Raw genomic sequence first — 18,335 nt, 5'->3', positions numbered from 1 at the left:
TCTGAAACCACTGTGCCGATTGGCTCGACAAGCACACGTGCTTAGCCTATGGATGCATTAAGCCGTTGAAGAACACGAATAACCCAGCGGCAATGCAAAGAGGAGCCCGGCATGGCGGAGTTTCGGGAAGTGCGTCGGTCGTCGCTGTTGCCGGACCGCATCGCTGCGGACATCATGGCAAAAATCCAAGATGGCGAACTGATGCCCGGCGATACCTTGCCGACTGAACATGCTCTTGCCGGAACCTTTGGTGTCAGCCGGAATGTGGTGCGGGAAGCCATTGCCCGGCTCCGGTCTGATGGCGTCATAGAATCGCGTCAGGGGCGCGGTGCCGTTGTCAAACCTGTTTCAGAACGCGAAACCTTCCGGGTCGACATACGGTCACTCGACAAGTCGGGAAATCTCGCCGACCTGTTCGAGTTGCGCGGTCTCCTGGAAATCGAAGCCGCCGGCCTTGCCGCCATGCGGCGCACCGGAGCCGACCTCAGGGAGATGCGGGCTGCGGTCGCCATTCTCGAGGGGTACAAGCAGTTCGATGAACAACGGCTGGAAGCCGACGCCGTGTTTCACAGGGCCATCGGCAAGGCGGCCGGAAATTCCTATCTTTTTGCCATCATCTGCTACATTTCCTCGCGGTTGAAGGAAACCACCCGCGTTACCTCGGATCTCTATGCAAAAGACAATCTTGTCGAGATCACCTTCAGCGAGCATAGCCGGGTGCTGGAGGCAATCGAGGCAGGCGACAGGACAGGCGCTCGTGAAGCCATGGCAGCCCATGTTCAGGGAGCAGCGTCCCGCCTCAACGTTCAGGTCAAGTTGGGCTCCAGAGTTTAGCGCAGTCGGCCCTGTTCGGTTCAATCGAACGTTGTGAGCGCTGGTTGGCAGGCCTCAATGTTTTCCGAGATACAGATTTCGTCAACATCCATTGCCGCAGTTCCCGGCAATCCGGCTCTGTAGACGCCGAATTTGAATTTCACCTTGCCGGGGTTTGCCTTTTCGTAACCGATGAGACCGGTCACGCGGGTGATAAAGGATCCGTTCGCGTAAATATCGATCAGCCCGTCGTGCCGGTCTGTCCCCTTGATCCGGTAGGTCATCGTTACCCAGTCCTTTTTCGGATCTGGCAAACGGGGCGGGGCGGTTCCGTCGATTGTCAGGAGCTTGAAACCCGAAGGAGTGCAGCTGGGCGGAGACCCATCGAAATCCTCGCCGGACAGGAAACATTTCAGCGGGGCCGTCTCTTTCAACCTCTCGGCGGTCAACGTCTCCGGTGCGGCGAATGATTGGGCCACTTCAGGCTTGAAGTACGGATCGCCATCGGCAACCGCAACCATGCAACGGCACCGCTCGTTCTGGACGGTGACATGCAGAACGCCGTTGTCGAACCTTTGCGCCACGACGGGATTGGGTTTGTAATCCTTGTGCTGCCATTTCTTCTTGAATTTGTATTTCCACTGAGCAGTGATCCAGCGGCTGGAGCCGCAAGGTGGGATGTCGCCATTGAGGCGAAACCGAATGGAATACCAGTGAGGATCGACCACATTGTGAATGTGCTTGTTTTGCAGCAGGCGTAACTCGTTGCGCTGGACGTTGTCTTCATCGCCATCGTCGCACTCTGCCGCGCTCTCCAGGCTTTTTGGGGCAATCAGGCTCATTCCGAAGTCGGACAGGAAATCCTGCGACATGTCGTCAAACCGGATTTCACCCTCTTCAGGCGCTTGCAAATCCGTGGCCGTCTCCAGATGGACGCACTCGTCAACATTACCGCGATCCTCGTCGATCGACAGAGAAAGATAGCGCTGTTTCGGCTCGTTCTGACCGTCTTCGCGGAATGCGACGAGCCTTGGGTAGTCAGCCTGGCAGACATCCCAGATCGCCTGGTCGAGGTTGCCAGCATCGAATTTTTCAGAAAGTTCAGCCGATGAGGCCGGAACGGTCAGACCTGTAAGAAGAAACAGTCCCAAGAGAAATCTGAAAGTCATTTGCTCCCCCAATTTACATTCGCGGGCCAGATGAACTCCTACGGTCTTGGCCAGTTCTCAAATCAGCTTGCTTGAGCGTGAAGCAAAACGCGCAATAGGTGTCTAAATTAGCAATTAAACCGGGAATAGAGTAGCCCGGGACCACAAAGGTCCGCAAGGTAAGGTAGGCGTTTGTGCAGCTAAAGACGGAATTCGGTTATTCAGTTACTCCAGAAAAAAGGCTGGATGTCATGGTCGATGCGCGAGACCTGTGCGCCAGAGCCGCCGGTACCCGCTTCGCGAGCGTGGTGAAGATATGTACTCCAGTTCTGGACGAATTGGTGCCGAGGCGATTTGCAGACCATTGGGCACGGACGGCGCCGCGGACTTGAAGCATATCGAGGCATTGGGCCGTGCGGTCCAGCGCGTTGACCACGTGTGTCTGCAGTGACACCGCGTAGTAACAGGAACGTTTGTCTGACCTTGTTTCGTGCCGATGGATGTTCTGCAATTTCCAGTCCGCAGCAGGGACAGGTTCAAACTCCGTACGCGCAGAAGCTTCTGATGAGACGTCAGCGCCCGAACAGTCCCGTTCGCTTTACAAGGCGCGTCAGCTTGCTGCTGTTCCGGTCGGATCGCATCGTCTGGTAAAGCCGAAGATCAAAGGCATTATGCGTTCTGATCACGTCCATCTGGTCTTCCGAAAGAGAAAGCGAAGGATAGCGGCTCGGATTGTCCCGTCGCATCGCCAGGGACAGACCTGTTTTCTGCGAGATCTGTTCGAAGAGATTCGGCATGTCATCGGTAAATCCAAGGATATCCACGGTGCGACCAGCCGAAATGGCCCGTTTCAGAAGAGCTTCGGGATCATCAATCGGGTCGGTTTTGGAAGCAAGGAGCCGGTTCGAAAGCTCTTCACCTTCCGCCTGAATAGGGAAATCACCCAGATACCGGCACATCGCATTGTCAGGAACAGGCAATGTTCCCTGATCCAGGCTTTCCCGGGCATCTGCCTCAGTCATTCTTCTGTCTGCCAGATGGTGCCGAATGAGGGAAACGGTCCGCTCCACCGGATCTCGCAGCACTGCGATCGTCAGAACGTCTTTCGGAAGATATTTTCGAACCCAGTAGTTGTAGTGCCCCCGAAACAGGCGGTACTCGGGTTTGTCCTGCAGTTCCTGCAAGGCTTTGTGGAGTGGCGGGTAGCGGCCTTGATACAGGGAAATCAGCGCTTGAGAGGGTACGACGGCTGCTTCACCAACAGCCTGTTGAAGCGCCAGGCGCAAAGATGTGCCGGCTGTTTTGGGGATGTGGCAAAAGAAAATCTTTTTTTCAAACGCCAATAATCCCTCCCGGCACCTGCAGAGTGTATCCTACACTTCGGTAGATCGGTACGGCCACACGGCACCAAACGATCATGAAAGCCTGGAAATCTTATTGGAAAGGCCGCGAAGATTGAAGGGCGCCTGTAGAGGAGGCGAGGGTCTGAGCGGTTTCGTGCGTACGGTTCCACTCGTTCACGTCCAGACCGGTGGCGGCCAGATTTGCGGTTAAGCGCACGCCCATCCTGCCGGGCTCTGCAAGTCCGACCTGCATCAGGCAGCCTTGTCCGGCCTGATGCCGGAAATGGCCTGGATGAGATTGTCTTCAGTGATTTCCTCGGAGGTGAACGTCCGGATGATCTCGCCGCTGCGCATGGCGACGATACGGTCACTGACATGCAGGACCTCCGGTATTTCAGAACTGATGACGATAACCGCATAGCCCTGACTTGCCAGATCACGGATCAGATTATGGATCCCGGATTTGCTGCCGACGTCGATCCCGCGCGTCGGTTCGTCAACGATGACTGCCTTGGCTTCCGCGGTCAGGACGCGGGCGATTTCCACCATCTGCCGGTTGGCGATGGAAAGGTCGCCGACACGCGTGCGCGCGTCGAAGCTGACCTTGAGCATCTCCGGAATGCGGTTGGTCTGTTCATGCAGTTTCTGCCAGTCGACCCGGCCGAAACTCTTCCTTGGTAGTTCACCGAGATAGATGTTTTCGGCAACCGCCAGTTCTTCTGCAAGGCTCAGTTCCTGAAGGACTATGCGCACCTAGGTATCGCGGTCGACACCGCCCACGGCTTGATGGTGCCCGTTGTCCGGGACGTTGACCGGAAAGGCCTCTGGCAGATCGCCGCGGAAATCGCCAATCTCGCCCTCAGGGCGTTGGAGCGCAGGAGCGCAGGAGCGCAGGAGCGCAGGAGCGCAGGGGCGCAGCGGCGCAAGGTGCGCCCTGACGAAATGGGCGGCGCGTCCATGACCATCACCAACCTCGGTGGCATCGGCAGAATCGCCTTCACTCCCATCGGCAACCCACCCGAAGTCGCCATTCTCGGCATCACCCGCACCGAAGTGGCCCCTGTCTGGGACGGCGAGGCTTTCCAGCCCGTCCAGATGGTGCCCCTCGACCTCAGCTACGATCACAGAGTCATCAACGGCGCTGACGCGGCCCGCTTCCTGAGTTATTACGCAGGTCCGCTGAAGAAGCCTCGGTGGATGGTGATGTGAGGCGCGCGCGCTCGTCCGGCCTTCCAAGGAAGGTTCTTCCGACAGGCAATGCCCGAAGGCGAGCTAGGAGCTCTGGATGTTGAAAAAGTAAGGGTAGGAAGAATGGCGGAGAGAGAGGGATTCGAACCCTCGGTACGGTTGCCCGCACAACGGTTTTCGAGACCGCCCCGTTCAACCACTCCGGCACCTCTCCGCGGCACTTGCGATAAACGGGTCTCAAGTGGCGCGGAACATAGACACACTCTGCGCGCCCTGCAAGCCCGGAAATGAGTTCTTTTTTCAGTTTGTGGATTGGGGCCGTTTTCGCCCGGTTTGTCTGGTTTCGAGGCGTGGATTGACAGTCTATGGAAGCGGTTGCGCGTGTTGAAACCCTGTCTGGCAGAGGCTTCTGGAAAGGGCTGGAGGGAGCATCGCGGAGATTCGGATTGACCTGATGCGGGCCTGCCCCGATAACGGCTGGAGATGTGGATCAACGTTACCCCGTTTGCGGCAATCGCGATGAACGTTGAGAGAACCCGCCGCGAAGGCGCGGGCGCAAGGGATTCGAAAACAAGCGGTTATGCGGCTAAAAGGCCAGATTTCCGTTTGACAACGAACACGGGCCGACTATATTGCGCGAGCTCGAAAAGGTTCGCTTTTTCGAGTTCTGTTTGTCGTTCAAGGCCTGCCGGGCTTTAAAAGCTTCACGCGCAACCCGACACAAAGACTTGTCAGCCAGGATCAAGACCTGGAGGGACAGGCGCCTCGGTTCGACCTGAAAAGCAGCCGGTTCGATGGTGTAACAACCCGTTCCGGTGTGTCAAAAACGAAAAGAAGGACGTGCGAGACATGTTCGCAGTGATCAAGACGGGTGGCAAGCAGTACACTGTTGCCGCCGATGACCTCCTGAAGGTCGAAAAACTCGAAGCCGAAGCCGGCAGCACCATCACCTTTGAAGAGGTTCTGATGGTCGGCAATGGCACCGACACCACCGTTGGCGCTCCGCTTGTGGAAGGCGCTTCCGTGGTTGCTGAAGTGGTCGAGCAGGGCCGTAACCGCAAGGTTATCATTTTCAAGAAGCGCCGGCGTCAGAATTCCCGCCGCCGCAACGGCCATCGTCAGGCGTTCACCCTCGTAAAGGTGACCGACATCCTGACCGGTGGTGCAAAGCCGGCCAAGAAGGCAGCGCCGAAGAAGGCAGCGCCGAAGGCTGAAGAAACCGCTGAAGCCGCTCCGGCTGCAGCAGAAGGCGGCGATGACCTGAAGAAGCTGGACGGCGCTGGTCCGGCTGCTGTGAAGAAACTGAACGAGGCGGGTATCACCACCTTCGCTCAGATCGCAGCCATGTCCGCTGACGATGTCGCACGCGTTGAAGAAGAAACTGGCCTGAAGGGCAAGTTCGAACGCGGAAATTGGGTTGAGCAGGCCAAGGAACTGGCTGGCAACTAAGCCGCCGCTCCCGAACCTAACAAGTATTCGAAGAACGAGGAGTTCTAACGATGGCACATAAAAAGGCAGGCGGCTCGTCCCGCAACGGCCGCGACTCAGCTGGCCGCCGTCTCGGCATCAAGAAATTCGGCGGGGAAGCTGTGATTCCCGGCAACATCATCGCGCGTCAGCGCGGCACTACCTGGCACCCGGGCACCGGCGTTGGTATGGGCAAGGACCATACCATCTTCGCGACCGTGGAAGGCAAGGTAGAGTTCCAGGCGAAAGCCAACAAGCGAACCTACATTAACGTGCTCCCGGTAGCGGAAGCAGCGGAGTAAAGCCGACGTGAAGTTTCGAAACGCCGGCGTCCCGTAAGACCCCGGCAATTCGAGACAGGTCAGCAATCCGACCAGTCAGAGATCCAAGGGGGAGATGGGGCGCCATCTCTCCCTTGATTTGTTTTGGCTGGAGGAAAAGATGGTTGTTGAAAGTGATGGTTTATTAGACGAAAGCAGTCTGGCTGCGGCCCCATTGCCGCAGGAAGCGGTTCGTGTGCGGCTCGACAAGCCGCGTATGGACGATTTGGCCGATATGGTATTTCTGGCCAACAACAAGAAAGTGGCGGCAAACCTTTCCACCATGCCGCATCCCTTCACATTGGAGGATGCACGGTCGCTGGTCGCCAAGTCCGCGATCAACCAGCTCCATTCTGCAACCTTTGCCATCCGCCTGAAGTTAACCGGCCGGCTGATCGGCATCACGCGGTATGCCAATGTCGAGCCCGGCGGTCCGGTGCATGTCGGCTATTGGCTGGGTGAACCCTTCTGGGGCCAGGGTCTGGCAACCGAAGCGGTGCATGCACTGGTCGACCACGCCTTCACCTATCATGACATTGGCGAGCTGCAGGGATCCTGCAGGGTTACCAACCCGGCATCGCGCCGGGTGCTCGTGAAATCCGGATTTCAGTATCGCGACCAGGCCATGATCCGCTCCATCGGGGCGGGTGGCTCGGTGCCGATCGAGCGCTATACGCTGGAGCGGGCAGTCTGGAAGTCATTGAAAAGATGGGGGCAGGGACGATGAGCATGTTACCGGAACTGAAAACGAGACGCCTGATCCTGCGACCGATCGAACTGTTGGACGCCGAGGCCATGGTCGCCCTGGCAGGCAAGGATTTCGAGGTCGCCAGATGGATGTCCTCGTTCACCTGGCCCTATGAGGATGGTGCTGCCGAAGCGTTCCTGAAGACCGTCGTCGGCAAGGATCCGTTTGAAACAGAAGCGCTGTTTGCGATCACTCTCGGCGGGGTGTTCATCGGCGTGGTCGCCATCGAGCCTCCGGGCGATCTGGATGACCTGCCGAACCTGCCGACACTCGGCTACTGGCTTGGCCGGGCGTTTCAGGGCCATGGTTATGCCAGCGAGGCGGTTGAGGCTGTTCTCACCTGGGCATTCGAGGCTTTTGAGACAGATGCCATTGCAGCCCGTGCCTTTGAGGACAATTTCCGTTCACGCGGTCTTTTGCGGAAGATGGGTTTCAAGCCCTATTCCATGACGGAACGGTTCTCCAAGGCGCTGGATCGCAGGGTTTCCAATGTCATCGTGCGCCTTGCGCGGGCCGATTTCGACGCGCGCAAGGAAGCTGCCTGATGTTGCCCGTTCTGAAGACGGAGCGTCTGATCCTTCGAGCCCCGCGCCCGGAGGATCTGGACCGCTGCGCCGAGCTTCTGGGGGACTATGAAGTCGCCAAGATGCTGTCGCGGGTCACCTATCCTTACGATCTGGAGCAGGGCCGGGCCTATCTGGCACTTTCGGCAGAGCGCTGGTCGAACCGGCAGGAGGCAGAGGAACTTGGCTTCCAGATCGATTGCGACGGCCGGATGATCGGCGGTGTCAGCTTCAAAAAGTTGCGGGAGACCCCGGAGATCGGCTATTGGCTGGGGCGTGCCTATTGGGGCAAGGGATATATGAGCGAAGCAGTACAGGTGGTGGTCGCCTGGCTGTTCGAAAACACCGATCACCAGTTGGTCGCCTGCGAAGCCATGACGGATAATCCGGCGTCGCTTGGCGTTGCCCGGAAATTGGGTTTCCGCGTAGTAGGTGAAGTGGGCTGTGCCAGCGTGTCACGAGGCTGTACGATGCCGGCCATCCGCACCGAGCTGACACGAACAGACTTTCTGAACGGCCATTGATCCGACCGGGATCCGGCCTGAAACAGGACGAAAAGAGAAAAAGAAAATGAAATTCCTAGATCAGGCCAAGATCTATGTGCGCTCCGGCAACGGCGGTGCCGGCTGCGTGTCGTTCCGGCGCGAGAAATACATCGAATATGGTGGACCGGACGGTGGTGACGGCGGCAAGGGTGGCGATGTCATCATCGAATGCGTCGACGGCCTCAATACGCTGATTGACTATCGCTACAAGCAGCATTTCAAGGCTGAAACCGGCATTCACGGCATGGGCCGCAACCGCACCGGCGCTCATGGTGGCGACGTTGTGCTGAAGGTACCCGTCGGCACCCAGATCTTTGAGGAAGACAACGAGACACTGATCGCCGATCTGACCGAACTCGGCCAGACGGTGACGCTACTGAAGGGGGGCAATGGCGGCTTCGGCAATGCCCATTTCAAGTCTTCCGTCAATCAGGCGCCGCGCCGGGCCAATCCGGGCCTCGAGGGGGAGGAGAAATGGATCTGGCTGCGGCTGAAGCTGATCGCCGATGCCGGTCTGGTCGGTCTGCCCAATGCGGGCAAGTCCACGTTTCTGGCAACGGTTTCCGCTGCCAAGCCGAAGATCGCCGACTATCCCTTCACGACCATTCACCCCAACCTCGGCATCGTGCAGATCGACGGCCGCAGCTTTGCCATGGCCGACATTCCCGGCCTGATCGAGGGCGCCCACGAAGGCACCGGCCTTGGCGACCGCTTCCTCGGCCATGTCGAGCGCACCCGCGTGCTGCTTCATCTGGTGGACGGCTCCGGCCAGGAGGATCCGGGCGAAGCTTACCGGGTCGTGCGTGGTGAGCTGGAGGCCTATGGCGCAGGGCTTACGGAGAAGCCGGAAATCGTGGCGCTCAGCAAGTGCGACGCACTCAACGAAGAGCTGATCGCGGAAAAGGCGGCCAGCCTGGAGGCGGCCTGTGGCCAGAAACCGCTGATCCTGTCCTCGGCCAGCGGTCTCAATGTCGACCGGGCGCTGCGCATGATCGTGCGTGCCATCGACAGGGACAAGGAAGAGGAAGCCAATCAGGTGCCTGCACCCGAACAAGAGGGCTGGCATCCCTGATGTCCCGCAGTCTGAAAGACTTCAGCCGCATCGTTGTCAAGATAGGCTCCGCCCTGCTTGTCGAGAAGGGGGAGCTGAAGCGCACCTGGCTGAATGCGCTGATCGCCGATGTGGTCAAACTGTCCGATGCCGGAGCCGAGGTGCTGGTTGTCTCCTCCGGATCGATCGCGCTTGGCCGGGGTATTCTGGGCCTGCCCGGCGGGCCGTTGAAACTCGAGGAAAGCCAGGCGGCAGCCGCCGCCGGACAGATCGCGCTGGCGCAGGCCTATGCGGATGCACTCGGTGCCCACGGCAAGAAGGCCGGTCAGATCCTCCTGACCCTCGGCGACACGGAAGAACGCCGCCGCTATCTCAACGCCCGCGCCACCATCGGCACCTTGTTGAAACTCGGGGCCGTGCCGATCATCAACGAAAATGATTCCGTGGCCACGTCGGAGATCCGCTACGGCGACAATGATCGTCTGGCCGCGCGTGTTGCGACCATGGCCAGCGCCGACTGCCTGGTGCTGCTTTCGGATATCGACGGGCTTTATACCGCGCCCCCTCAGCAGGACCCGGATGCGGTGTTCCTGCCGGAAGTGCCGCGCATTACCCACGAAATCGAATCCATGGCCGGTGCCGCCGGATCGGAGCTTTCGCGCGGTGGCATGAAAACGAAGATCGATGCAGGCAAGATCGCGACGGCTGCCGGAACATCAATGGTGATTACCTCCGGCAAGGAGCTCAATCCGCTTCAGCGGCTGGATCAGGGCGCCCGTGGAACCTGGTTTCCGGCGCTCAGCTCGCCGGCCAGTGCCCGCAAGGCCTGGATCGGTGGTCATCTGGAGCCACGCGGCGAAATCCGGCTGGACGCAGGCGCGGTCAAGGCGATGGCTTCCGGCAAGAGCCTTCTGCCCGCCGGCGTGACCTCCGTGTCGGGAAGTTTTTCGCGTGGCGACGCGGTGATACTGCTCAATCCGGAAGGCCGGATCATCGGCCGGGGGCTGATTGCCTATGACGCTGACGAAGCGCAGCTGATTGCCGGGCGCAACAGCCGCGAGATTGAAGCCATTGTCGGCTATCCGGGTCGTGCGGAAATGATCCACCGGGATGATCTGGTTCTGGAACTGCCTGCGCTCGATTGAGTGTGAACGATCAGATGGATGCCTTTTGGAGCGGAACGCGCTAAAACGCGGGAAGACTGGCGGTGGTGAACACCGCAAAACGGGAGCAAGTGAGTATGCTGGAAGTAGTCGAGGCAAAGACGACCGAGGACTTGATGGCAGAGATCGGGCAACGCGCCCGCGCTGCCGGCCGGATCCTTGCCATCGCTCCAGCAGATCAGAAGAACAAGGCCTTGAGTGAAATGGCCGCGGCCGTTCGCGCCGCGACACCGGACATTCTTGCCGGCAATGGGCTTGACATCGAGGCGATGAAGGCAGGCGGCCAGACGGCAGCCTTTCTGGACAGGGGCACGCTCACCGAAGAGCGGATAGAGGCGATTGCCAAAGCCCTTGAGGATATCGTCGCGCTGGACGATCCCGTCGGCAGCGTGATTGCCGCCTGGGATCGGCCGAACGGCCTGAAGATCGAACGCGTGCGCACGCCGCTCGGCGTTATCGGTGTCATTTACGAAAGCCGCCCGAACGTGACGGCGGATGCCGGCGCTTTGTGTCTGAAGGCCGGAAACGCTGTCGTTCTGCGCGGTGGCTCCGATACCATCAATTCCAATCGTGCGATCCATGCGGCCCTGCAGCAGGGGCTGGCGGCGGCAGGACTGCCGGAAGATGCGATTCAGATTGTCCCGGTAACCGACCGTGCCGCCGTTGGCGAAATGTTGCGCGGCCTTGACGGCAATCTCGATGTCATCGTCCCGCGCGGTGGTCGCAGCCTGGTCGAGCGCGTGCAGAGCGAAGCCCGCGTGCCGGTCTTCGCCCATCTGGAAGGCCTGGTTCATATCTTCGTCGACAAGGCGGCGGATCTCGAGACCTCTGTCGAGGTGGTCGTCAATTCAAAGCTGCGCCGGACAGGCATCTGCGGCGCGCTTGAAACGTTGCTGGTGCATGAAGACGTGGCCCACAGCCACCTGCCGGTGATCGTGAAGGCACTTCAGGAAAAGGGCTGCGAGATCCGTGGTGGTGCCGTTGTGCGCGATATCTGCGAGAACATCGTGCCGGCAAGTGAGGACGACTGGTCGACCGAATATCTGGACAAGATCCTGTCGGTGAAGGTGGTTCACGATCTCGATGCGGCGATGGAGCATATCGCGCGTTATGGATCCAACCACACCGACTGTATCCTGACCGAGGATCAGGCGGCTGCCGACCGATTCCAGCGGGAAGTCGACTCCGCCATCGTTCTGCACAATGCTTCCACCCAGTTTGCCGATGGCGGCGAGTTCGGCATGGGGGCGGAGATCGGTATTGCCACGGGACGCATGCATGCACGGGGCCCGGTGGGCGTCGAGCAGCTGACCAGCTTCAAATACAAGGTGCATGGCACCGGCCAGACACGTCCGTGACCGGCCAATTGTGAGTTCGCCCAGATGAGCCCCTTGAGTCTTGGCGCGGGACTGGACCGCGACTGGATGAAGCTGCCCCATGCCGAGCCGGGCAACCGCATCGGCATTTTCGGCGGGTCCTTCAATCCCCCCCATTCAGGTCACCGGCTGGTGGCGGCAACCGTGCTGAAGCGGCTCGGGCTGGATCAGGTCTGGTGGCTGGTAACACCCGGTAACCCGCTCAAGAGCCATTCGGACCTTGCGCCGCTGGAACGGCGGTTGCGGCTGACGGCTGATCTTGCCGGCCATCCACGCATGAAAGTGACCGCCTTCGAGCAGGTACTGGGAACGCCCTATACAGCCAGAACGCTCGTCGCTCTGCGGCAGATGCGGCCATCTGTCCGATTCGTTTGGGTCATGGGGGCTGACAATTTAGCCGGCTTCCATCGCTGGCAGGATTGGCGCGCCATCGTCGGCTCGGTGCCGATCGCCATTGTCGACCGGCCTGGAGCTTCGCTGTCGGTGCTGTCGTCCCCAATGGCAAAAGTCTATGAAAAATATAGGCTTCCTGAAGAGGATGCGGCACTTCTGCCGGAAATGGAAGCGCCGGTCTGGACCTTTTTACACACGCCCCTGGACCGGACTTCATCCACCGATCTGCGCCTGAAACAAAAGCGGTAAACGGCGGATTTGCCAAGATTTCCCGCGTGTCTTGAAAATGCCAAACGGGAAGCGGTATTATAAGGACGGTCGCGATGAGCGCGGCCGAGGTACGGTCAACCGGTCCTGCATCCAAAACGGGTGACGTACGAAGTCGGACGTTTCAGTTCGTGACGACGTTGGGCGCGGGACGGCATAAACGGCGAAAGGCACAACACCTGACCATGACCTTTGAAAGTGGGCGGACAGACATGTCCTCTCCTCTGCAGGCTTCCGTAGGTAAAGAACTTGCGGCAGACCTCCTCGATACGGTCCTCACCAGTCTTGACGACTCCAAAGCTGAGGACGTTGTTACTCTCGACATCGCAGGCAAGAGCTCGCTGGCCGATTACATGGTAATCGTGTCCGGTCGTTCCCATCGTCACGTGGGGGCGATTGCCGAGCATTTGCTGAAAGACCTCAAATCGGCCGGCGCCGGATCGGCAACGGTTGAGGGTCTGAACATTTGCGATTGGGTGCTCATCGATGCGGGCGATGTGATCGTACACATCTTCCGTCCGGAGGTTCGCGGCTTCTACAATCTGGAGAAGATGTGGGCACCGGAAGAGGATGCGGCACCGCATTACATCGGCTGAGCCGGCATTGAGGCCCTGACACGGGGCCTCCGTCTGCTGCCGGGCAAATTTTTCACCGGATCGATTTCCGGCGGGGACCTATGCGCTTTACGCTCTTCTGCATTGGCAAAATGAAAGCCGGTGCGGACAAAGAACTTTTCGACCGATATATCGACCGCGCCCGGAAGTCCGGCCGCGGTCTTGGGATCACCGAAGTCAGTCTCACCGAAATGCCGGAAAGTCGTGCGCAGCGCGCCGACGACCGCAAGACCGAAGAGGCGCGGGGCATCGTTGCCGCGCTCAATGCGGGGGCGCGGCTGGTGGTGCTGGACGAGAACGGCAAGAACCTGACCAGCCCGGCCTTCAGCCGGAAGCTGGAAGACTGGAAGGACGAGGGCGTTCCCGATGTGGTCTTTGCCATTGGCGGGGCTGACGGCCACGGTCAGGAGGTCCTGGGCCGTGCCGACCTTAAGCTGGCCCTGGGCGCCATGACCTGGCCGCATCAGATCGCCCGCATTCTGCTGGCAGAGCAGATCTACCGCGCCATGACGATCCAGTCCGGCCACCCTTATCACCGTGTTTGAACCATCTGAAAAAACTCTGGGAGAGAACCGGTGATACCGGCACTTGAAACCGAAAGGCTGATCTTGCGGCCGATGACCATGGCGGACTGGCCGGACTACGAGGCGCTGATGGCTTCCGACCGGTCCCAGTACATGGGCGGTCCGATGTCACGGTTCTCCGCCTGGGGCATGTTTTGCAATGACGTGGCGCAATGGCAGTTGATGGGACATGGTGCGCTGATGATGGAGACGCGTGGCTCCGGTGAGGTTCTGGGGCAGGTGGGCATCAATCACGGGCCGCTATTTCCCGAACACGAACTGGGCTGGTTCGTTTATGAACATGCGGAAGGCAAGGGCTACGCGCTTGAGGCCGCCAGGGCCTTTCGTGACTGGGCCCGGCAGGACCGCCAGCTGCCGTCGCTGGTCAGCTACATGGATGCCGACAACACCCGCTCTGCACGGCTTGCGGAACGGCTTGGGGCCACCCTGGACACGTCTGCGCCCAGACCGGACCCTGATGATATTGTCTACAGGCATTACGGATAGTGAGAGACAGGGATATGGTTTTTGCAGGCAAACCTGTTGTCGCTACGTCACAATGACAAAAATTTAACGATTGAAATGGCGGAAAATCGAGAGATTGCCTGTATCTCGCCGCATTCGCCACGTAACGGTCGATGACCAGACAGAAGAGGGAATGCGGTACCCGGTGGGAGCAGAAAGTTAATCGTCCGGTCATTAGGGTAAACGGTTCGTTAACGCAGACTGTGTATCGCATTAGAAGATAACCCTTTGGGAGCTTAGGCAGGTTGATAGCGGATCGCATGACAGCGGCGCGTTCGGAACTTGAGAGACGGGTGAAATTCCGCCCTTTCTTGAGCGGCCTGACTGCGGCCTTGCTCGCTCTGCCCCTGCCTGCCGGGTCGACCGAAAGCGTCGATGAAACAACGACCCAGGAACAGGCCGCGCCTGCTCCCGAAGTCAGTGCCGCACTGGAACGCAAGAAAGAACGCGAACAGGAACTTGCCGCACTGTCGCGCGATATCGAGGTTTCGACAGACCGCCAGGCGGCGATCGCGCGGGAAATCCGCGCTCTCGATCGCGACCGGGATACGCTGAACGCCAAGATCATCAGCACCTCCGACACGATCAAGGGGCTGGAAACAGAGCTGACCGATACCGAACGCCGGCTGCGTGCCCTTGGCGAGAACGAGGATGCGGTTCGCCAGTCGCTGATTGCACGCCGTGACGTGTTGTCGGAAGTTCTGGCCGCCCTGCAGCGAATCGGGCGCCGTCCGCCGCCGGCACTTGCCGTACGCCCCAGCGATGCGCTGTCGGCCGTGCGCAGTGCGATTCTCTTGAACGCGGTCATGCCGGAGCTGAAGGTGGAAACCGAGGCGCTGGCTGCGGATCTTGAGGAATTGCACCGGCTGAAGACGGTGATTGCGGAAGAAAAAAACCGCCTGCGCGGCGATGCGATGCGATTGGCTGAGGAAAAGTCCCGGCTTGAGCTTCTTCTGAGCGCGAAAAGGCAGGAACATCAAAGATCGGTACAGGACCTTCAGGAAGAGAAGGAACGTGCGGCGGAACTTGCGGACAAGGCCGGATCTCTCCAGGAATTGATCGCAACCCTGGAAGTGGAAATTGAAAGCGCGCGGGAGGCCGCGGAAAAGTCGCGCCAGGCGGCGCTAGAGGCCAGGAAACATCCCTCGCGCAGTTTTGATCCCTTTGCGGATCCGGGGCGTCTGGCGCCTGCCATTTCGTTCCAGGATGCCAAGGGACAGTTGCCGCAGCCTGTTGCCGGCACGCTTTTGAAAGACTATGGCCAGGAGGACGATTTCGGCGGTGTGACGGAGGGTCAATCTATCGCCACGCGTCCTGGCTCGAATGTGACTTCGCCCGCGGATGGATGGGTGGTCTACTCGGGGCCGTTCCGTTCGTTCGGACAGCTCTTGATCCTTAATACCGGCGACGGCTACCATGTGCTGCTTGCCGGAATGGACCGGATCGATGCGGAGTTGGGGCAATTTGTTTTGACCGGGGAACCGGTTGGTGTGATGGGCGCAACCCAGTGGGCGAGCGCTTCGACGTTCGGTTTGGGCTCGACCCAGCCGATCCTTTATGTTGAATTCCGGAAAGACGGTCGTGCGATCGATCCCACGCCTTGGTGGGCACGCACAGAAGAAGAAAAGGCTCGCGGATGATACGGAAAGCTTCCTTGCTGCTTGTGGGTGCTCTCATGGGAGCAGCGGCAATCACGACACTGTCCCAGATGCCGATCAATGTTTCGGTAGCGGCCAATGCGGCGGCAACAGATACGTACCGGCAGCTTAACCTGTTCGGCGACGTGTTCGAGCGCGTGCGTTCGGACTATGTGGAAGTCCCTGATGACGCCCAGCTCATCGAGAGCGCCATCAACGGCATGTTGACCTCGCTCGATCCGCACTCCAGCTACATGTCTCCGAAAAGCTTCCGGGACATGCAGGTGCAGACCCGCGGCGAGTTCGGTGGCCTCGGCATTGAAGTCACCATGGAAGAAGGCCTGGTGAAGGTCGTGTCGCCAATCGACGACACGCCAGCCGCCAAGGCCGGGGTTCTTGCAGGCGACTACATCACCTACATTGACGGCGAACAGGTCCAGGGCCTGACCCTCAACGAGGCTGTCGAAAAGATGCGCGGTCCGGTCAATACGGACATCGTGGTCACCGTGCGCCGCAAGGGCCGCGCCGAGCCGTTCGACATCACCATCACCCGCGACATCATTCGCATCCGTTCGGTGCGCTGGCGGGAAGAGGGTGACGTTGGCTACGTTCGTGTCACCCAGTTCAACGAGCAGACCTTCGACGGCCTGAAGGAAGGCATCGAGGAAATGACCGCGAACATCGGTGAAGACAAGCTCAAGGGCTTCGTCATCGACCTGCGGAACAATCCGGGTGGTCTGCTGGATCAGGCAATCGCCGTTTCCGATGCGTTCCTGGACCGTGGCGAGATTGTTTCGACCCGTGGCCGCGAAGCTGACGAAACCCAGCGGTACAACGCCCGTGCAGGCGATCTGACAACCGGCAAGCCGGTGATCGTCCTCGTCAACGGCGGCTCCGCCTCTGCATCGGAAATCGTCGCCGGCGCGCTGCAGGATCACCGCAGGGCGACCATCCTTGGCACGCGGTCCTTCGGCAAGGGCTCTGTTCAGACGATCATCCCGCTTGGTGCAAATGGCGCCATCCGCCTGACCACCGCGCGGTACTACACTCCGTCGGGTACGTCGATCCAGGCCAAGGGCATCGTTCCGGACATCGAATCCCTGCAGGATCTGCCGGACGATCTGGTCGGCCGGGTCGATACCAAGGGTGAAGCCGGTCTGCGCGGTCACCTGGAAGCTTCCGAAGGTGAGGAAGGTTCCGGCAGCCAGGCATATGTGCCGCCGGATCCGAAGGACGACACGCAGCTGAACCTGGCGCTCGATCTTCTGCGCGGTACCCAGGTGAACAGCGCGTTCCCGCCGGTCTCCGACAGCGCGGCTGTCAAAAACTAAGTCAAGAAACGCGCGCCGGTCCGCCGGCGCGCGGCTTCCCGTTCTCGTTCTGCGTATATCAAAAACAAACTTTCCGGTTCGGGAGCATCCTGAAACCGGGCAATAGGCTCAGGACGGTATGTCGAGCGAAGATCTCACAGCTCCTTTAGGCATGGGCAAGCGGCGGCTGGTCAGGCTGCCGTTCGGTCTTATCGGGGTCGGAATTCTGAGCGTCATTCTCACATCGACGCTTGTCTGGATCACCGTTGTTGACGACCCGCTGGGTGGGGAACCCGTTGCCGTTCTGCCGCTCGACGCCATTGTCGAGGGCGTGACCTCCCAGGACATCGAAGTGGTCGAGATCCGTCCGGGCATCAACGGCGATCTGGGCCCGAACCTGCGCCCGGAAAGCAGCAAGGATCTGCTTGGCCCGCGCTATGACATGGTCATGCGCCCCGACGGCCTGGGTCCCGATGCGCCGGTGACCGGACTGTCGATCAATCCGGACAGCCGTGTCAGCGAACGGTCCGATTTCGGGTTCCTGCCGAAAGTCAGCGACGCCGGCGTTCGTCCGCTGGATGCTTACGCCCGGCCCATCGTTCGCGAATTCACGTCCATACCGAAAATCGCGGTCATCGTGACCGGTCTCGGGCTGAGCGAAGCCGGCACCCAGAATGCGATCTCCCGGCTGCCGGCCGATACGACCTTTGCGCTTGCCCCCTACGGCGAGGATCTGGACCTGTGGATGCAGCAGGCAAGAACCAAGGGCCATGAGCTGCTGCTGCAATTGCCGCTGGAGCCGTTCGATTTTCCGGACAACGACCCGGGACCGCACACGCTGCTGGTCAGCCTGCGCCCCAACGAGATGATGGATCGTCTTGGGTACCTGCTGACTCGGGCAACCAACTACGTCGGCGTCATCCCCGAAATGGGCGCCCGCTTCACGGCGACAAAACCATCGATGGAGTTCCTGCTGGAAAAGCTGAAGGCTCGTGGCCTGATGTTTGCCGACAATGGCGCGTCTTCCCGCTCCATCGCGGACGACGTCGCCAAGGAAAAACGCATACCGTTCAGTGGGGTAGACGTGGTGCTGGACGAAGTGCCGCGTGAAGACGACATAAACGCCAAGCTGCTGCAGCTGGAAAGCGTTGCCCGCGCCCGGGGGGTGGCAGTGGCAACCGCTTCCGCATTGCCCGTCACTGTGCGGCAACTTGAAAAGTGGGTGCAGGATCTGGAAAAGCGCGGTCTTCAGCTCGTGCCGGTCAGCGCAACCATCGATCGATGATTTTAGCAAATTGAGC

21 protein-coding genes and 1 tRNA gene are annotated in these 18,335 nt (G+C 59.8%); 17 read left to right on the top strand and 5 right to left on the bottom strand.

Features of this window, described 5'->3' with window-relative positions; translation table 11 throughout:
* Positions 1 to 111 precede the first annotated feature (111 nt).
* Complete coding sequence (locus ACYQ54_RS13215) at positions 112 to 834, top strand: FadR/GntR family transcriptional regulator (protein WP_460082967.1); 723 nt, start codon at positions 112 to 114, stop codon at positions 832 to 834.
* A gap of 20 nt (positions 835 to 854) precedes the next feature.
* Here the strand turns inward: ACYQ54_RS13215 and ACYQ54_RS13210 are convergent, their stop codons facing one another.
* The 4 genes from ACYQ54_RS13210 to ACYQ54_RS13195 all read right to left on the bottom strand — a co-directional run bounded on the left by ACYQ54_RS13210 (position 855) and on the right by ACYQ54_RS13195 (position 4,057).
* On the bottom strand, positions 855 to 1,982 hold the full coding sequence (locus ACYQ54_RS13210) for a heparin lyase I family protein (protein ID WP_460082964.1): 1,128 nt from the start codon (positions 1,980 to 1,982) through the stop codon (positions 855 to 857).
* Positions 1,983 to 2,533: 551 nt separating this feature from the next.
* Positions 2,534 to 3,304: a sulfotransferase family 2 domain-containing protein gene (locus tag ACYQ54_RS13205; RefSeq protein ID WP_460082962.1), complete on the bottom strand. Its 771-nt coding sequence runs from the start codon at positions 3,302 to 3,304 to the stop codon at positions 2,534 to 2,536.
* A gap of 91 nt (positions 3,305 to 3,395) precedes the next feature.
* Entirely contained in the window at positions 3,396 to 3,527 is a 132-nt protein-coding gene (locus ACYQ54_RS13200) for a hypothetical protein (protein ID WP_460082960.1), read from the bottom strand.
* Positions 3,528 to 3,556: 29 nt separating this feature from the next.
* Entirely contained in the window at positions 3,557 to 4,057 is a 501-nt protein-coding gene (locus ACYQ54_RS13195; protein WP_460082958.1) for an ATP-binding cassette domain-containing protein, read from the bottom strand.
* 33 nt (positions 4,058 to 4,090) lie between these two features.
* Between ACYQ54_RS13195 and ACYQ54_RS13190 the strand changes: the two genes are divergently transcribed.
* The gene (locus ACYQ54_RS13190; RefSeq protein ID WP_460082956.1) at positions 4,091 to 4,513 is read left to right on the top strand and encodes a 2-oxo acid dehydrogenase subunit E2; all 423 of its coding nucleotides are present in this window, start codon (positions 4,091 to 4,093) and stop codon (positions 4,511 to 4,513) included.
* Positions 4,514 to 4,616: 103 nt separating this feature from the next.
* On the opposite strand, the gene ACYQ54_RS13185 is transcribed toward ACYQ54_RS13190, so the two are convergent.
* A tRNA-Ser gene (locus tag ACYQ54_RS13185) sits at positions 4,617 to 4,706 on the bottom strand.
* A 635-nt stretch (positions 4,707 to 5,341) separates the two neighbouring features.
* Here ACYQ54_RS13185 and ACYQ54_RS13180 point away from each other — a divergent pair.
* From ACYQ54_RS13180 to ACYQ54_RS13110, 15 genes are all read left to right on the top strand, one after another.
* A complete protein-coding gene (locus tag ACYQ54_RS13180) occupies positions 5,342 to 5,941 on the top strand; it encodes a 50S ribosomal protein L21 (RefSeq protein ID WP_417708389.1) in 600 nt (199 codons plus the stop codon).
* A gap of 50 nt (positions 5,942 to 5,991) precedes the next feature.
* Positions 5,992 to 6,261, top strand: coding sequence for a 50S ribosomal protein L27 (rpmA, locus tag ACYQ54_RS13175; protein WP_006933726.1), 270 nt, complete (start codon positions 5,992 to 5,994; stop codon positions 6,259 to 6,261).
* 139 nt (positions 6,262 to 6,400) lie between these two features.
* Positions 6,401 to 7,006 carry a GNAT family N-acetyltransferase gene (locus ACYQ54_RS13170; protein WP_460082953.1) on the top strand — a complete coding sequence of 202 codons (606 nt, stop codon included), beginning with the start codon at positions 6,401 to 6,403 and terminating at the stop codon, positions 7,004 to 7,006.
* The gene (locus ACYQ54_RS13165) at positions 7,003 to 7,572 is read left to right on the top strand and encodes a GNAT family N-acetyltransferase (protein WP_460082950.1); all 570 of its coding nucleotides are present in this window, start codon (positions 7,003 to 7,005) and stop codon (positions 7,570 to 7,572) included. Before ACYQ54_RS13170 ends, ACYQ54_RS13165 begins: the two co-directional genes overlap by 4 nt.
* Positions 7,572 to 8,114 (top strand): GNAT family N-acetyltransferase, encoded by a 543-nt coding sequence (locus ACYQ54_RS13160; protein WP_460082948.1) that lies wholly within the window; start codon positions 7,572 to 7,574, stop codon positions 8,112 to 8,114. The genes ACYQ54_RS13165 and ACYQ54_RS13160 overlap by 1 nt, the downstream gene beginning before the upstream one ends.
* 46 nt (positions 8,115 to 8,160) lie before the next feature.
* Positions 8,161 to 9,207, top strand: a complete 1,047-nt coding sequence (gene obgE / locus ACYQ54_RS13155; RefSeq protein WP_460082946.1) for a GTPase ObgE — start codon at positions 8,161 to 8,163, stop codon at positions 9,205 to 9,207.
* Complete coding sequence (gene proB / locus ACYQ54_RS13150) at positions 9,207 to 10,331, top strand: glutamate 5-kinase (protein ID WP_460082944.1); 1,125 nt, start codon at positions 9,207 to 9,209, stop codon at positions 10,329 to 10,331. The genes obgE and proB overlap by 1 nt, the downstream gene beginning before the upstream one ends.
* A 65-nt stretch (positions 10,332 to 10,396) precedes the next feature.
* Positions 10,397 to 11,707, top strand: coding sequence for a glutamate-5-semialdehyde dehydrogenase (locus tag ACYQ54_RS13145; RefSeq protein ID WP_460082941.1), 1,311 nt, complete (start codon positions 10,397 to 10,399; stop codon positions 11,705 to 11,707).
* Between the two features lie 24 nt (positions 11,708 to 11,731).
* Entirely contained in the window at positions 11,732 to 12,367 is a 636-nt protein-coding gene (locus ACYQ54_RS13140) for a nicotinate-nucleotide adenylyltransferase (protein WP_460082939.1), read from the top strand.
* A 230-nt stretch (positions 12,368 to 12,597) separates the two neighbouring features.
* On the top strand, positions 12,598 to 12,981 hold the full coding sequence (gene rsfS / locus ACYQ54_RS13135) for a ribosome silencing factor (RefSeq protein WP_460082937.1): 384 nt from the start codon (positions 12,598 to 12,600) through the stop codon (positions 12,979 to 12,981).
* Between the two features lie 80 nt (positions 12,982 to 13,061).
* Positions 13,062 to 13,544 carry a 23S rRNA (pseudouridine(1915)-N(3))-methyltransferase RlmH gene (gene rlmH, locus ACYQ54_RS13130; RefSeq protein WP_460082934.1) on the top strand — a complete coding sequence of 161 codons (483 nt, stop codon included), beginning with the start codon at positions 13,062 to 13,064 and terminating at the stop codon, positions 13,542 to 13,544.
* Positions 13,545 to 13,574: 30 nt separating this feature from the next.
* Entirely contained in the window at positions 13,575 to 14,069 is a 495-nt protein-coding gene (locus ACYQ54_RS13125; protein ID WP_460082932.1) for a GNAT family N-acetyltransferase, read from the top strand.
* A gap of 278 nt (positions 14,070 to 14,347) precedes the next feature.
* Positions 14,348 to 15,727, top strand: coding sequence for a murein hydrolase activator EnvC family protein (locus tag ACYQ54_RS13120; RefSeq protein WP_460082930.1), 1,380 nt, complete (start codon positions 14,348 to 14,350; stop codon positions 15,725 to 15,727).
* Positions 15,724 to 17,055: a S41 family peptidase gene (locus ACYQ54_RS13115; RefSeq protein ID WP_460082928.1), complete on the top strand. Its 1,332-nt coding sequence runs from the start codon at positions 15,724 to 15,726 to the stop codon at positions 17,053 to 17,055. The genes ACYQ54_RS13120 and ACYQ54_RS13115 overlap by 4 nt, the downstream gene beginning before the upstream one ends.
* A gap of 118 nt (positions 17,056 to 17,173) precedes the next feature.
* Positions 17,174 to 18,319: a divergent polysaccharide deacetylase family protein gene (locus tag ACYQ54_RS13110; protein ID WP_460082926.1), complete on the top strand. Its 1,146-nt coding sequence runs from the start codon at positions 17,174 to 17,176 to the stop codon at positions 18,317 to 18,319.
* The last annotated feature ends 16 nt before the right edge of the window (positions 18,320 to 18,335 follow it).

The sequence above is a fragment of the Roseibium sp. LAB1 genome (assembly GCF_054658235.1).
The sequence above is the reverse complement of the archived record's forward strand: the minus strand, read 5'-3'. Positions and strand labels throughout refer to the sequence as shown.

Bases quoted from the DNA above. Each gene is read 5' to 3' on its own strand.
- obgE (WP_460082946.1), top strand. From the start codon at position 8,161: ATGAAATTCCTAGATCAGGCCAAGATCTATGTGCGCTCCGGCAACGGC.
- ACYQ54_RS13140 (WP_460082939.1), top strand. From the start codon at position 11,732: ATGAGCCCCTTGAGTCTTGGCGCGGGACTGGACCGCGACTGGATGAAG.
- ACYQ54_RS13180 (WP_417708389.1), top strand. From the start codon at position 5,342: ATGTTCGCAGTGATCAAGACGGGTGGCAAGCAGTACACTGTTGCCGCC.
- rsfS (WP_460082937.1), top strand. From the start codon at position 12,598: ATGTCCTCTCCTCTGCAGGCTTCCGTAGGTAAAGAACTTGCGGCAGAC.
- ACYQ54_RS13115 (WP_460082928.1), top strand. From the start codon at position 15,724: ATGATACGGAAAGCTTCCTTGCTGCTTGTGGGTGCTCTCATGGGAGCA.
- ACYQ54_RS13110 (WP_460082926.1), top strand. From the start codon at position 17,174: ATGTCGAGCGAAGATCTCACAGCTCCTTTAGGCATGGGCAAGCGGCGG.
- ACYQ54_RS13170 (WP_460082953.1), top strand. From the start codon at position 6,401: ATGGTTGTTGAAAGTGATGGTTTATTAGACGAAAGCAGTCTGGCTGCG.
- ACYQ54_RS13120 (WP_460082930.1), top strand. From the start codon at position 14,348: ATGACAGCGGCGCGTTCGGAACTTGAGAGACGGGTGAAATTCCGCCCT.
- ACYQ54_RS13200 (WP_460082960.1), bottom strand. From the start codon at position 3,527: ATGGGCGTGCGCTTAACCGCAAATCTGGCCGCCACCGGTCTGGACGTG.
- ACYQ54_RS13160 (WP_460082948.1), top strand. From the start codon at position 7,572: ATGTTGCCCGTTCTGAAGACGGAGCGTCTGATCCTTCGAGCCCCGCGC.
- ACYQ54_RS13210 (WP_460082964.1), bottom strand. From the start codon at position 1,982: ATGACTTTCAGATTTCTCTTGGGACTGTTTCTTCTTACAGGTCTGACC.
- ACYQ54_RS13215 (WP_460082967.1), top strand. From the start codon at position 112: ATGGCGGAGTTTCGGGAAGTGCGTCGGTCGTCGCTGTTGCCGGACCGC.
- rpmA (WP_006933726.1), top strand. From the start codon at position 5,992: ATGGCACATAAAAAGGCAGGCGGCTCGTCCCGCAACGGCCGCGACTCA.
- rlmH (WP_460082934.1), top strand. From the start codon at position 13,062: ATGCGCTTTACGCTCTTCTGCATTGGCAAAATGAAAGCCGGTGCGGAC.
- proB (WP_460082944.1), top strand. From the start codon at position 9,207: ATGTCCCGCAGTCTGAAAGACTTCAGCCGCATCGTTGTCAAGATAGGC.
- ACYQ54_RS13165 (WP_460082950.1), top strand. From the start codon at position 7,003: ATGAGCATGTTACCGGAACTGAAAACGAGACGCCTGATCCTGCGACCG.
- ACYQ54_RS13190 (WP_460082956.1), top strand. From the start codon at position 4,091: ATGGTGCCCGTTGTCCGGGACGTTGACCGGAAAGGCCTCTGGCAGATC.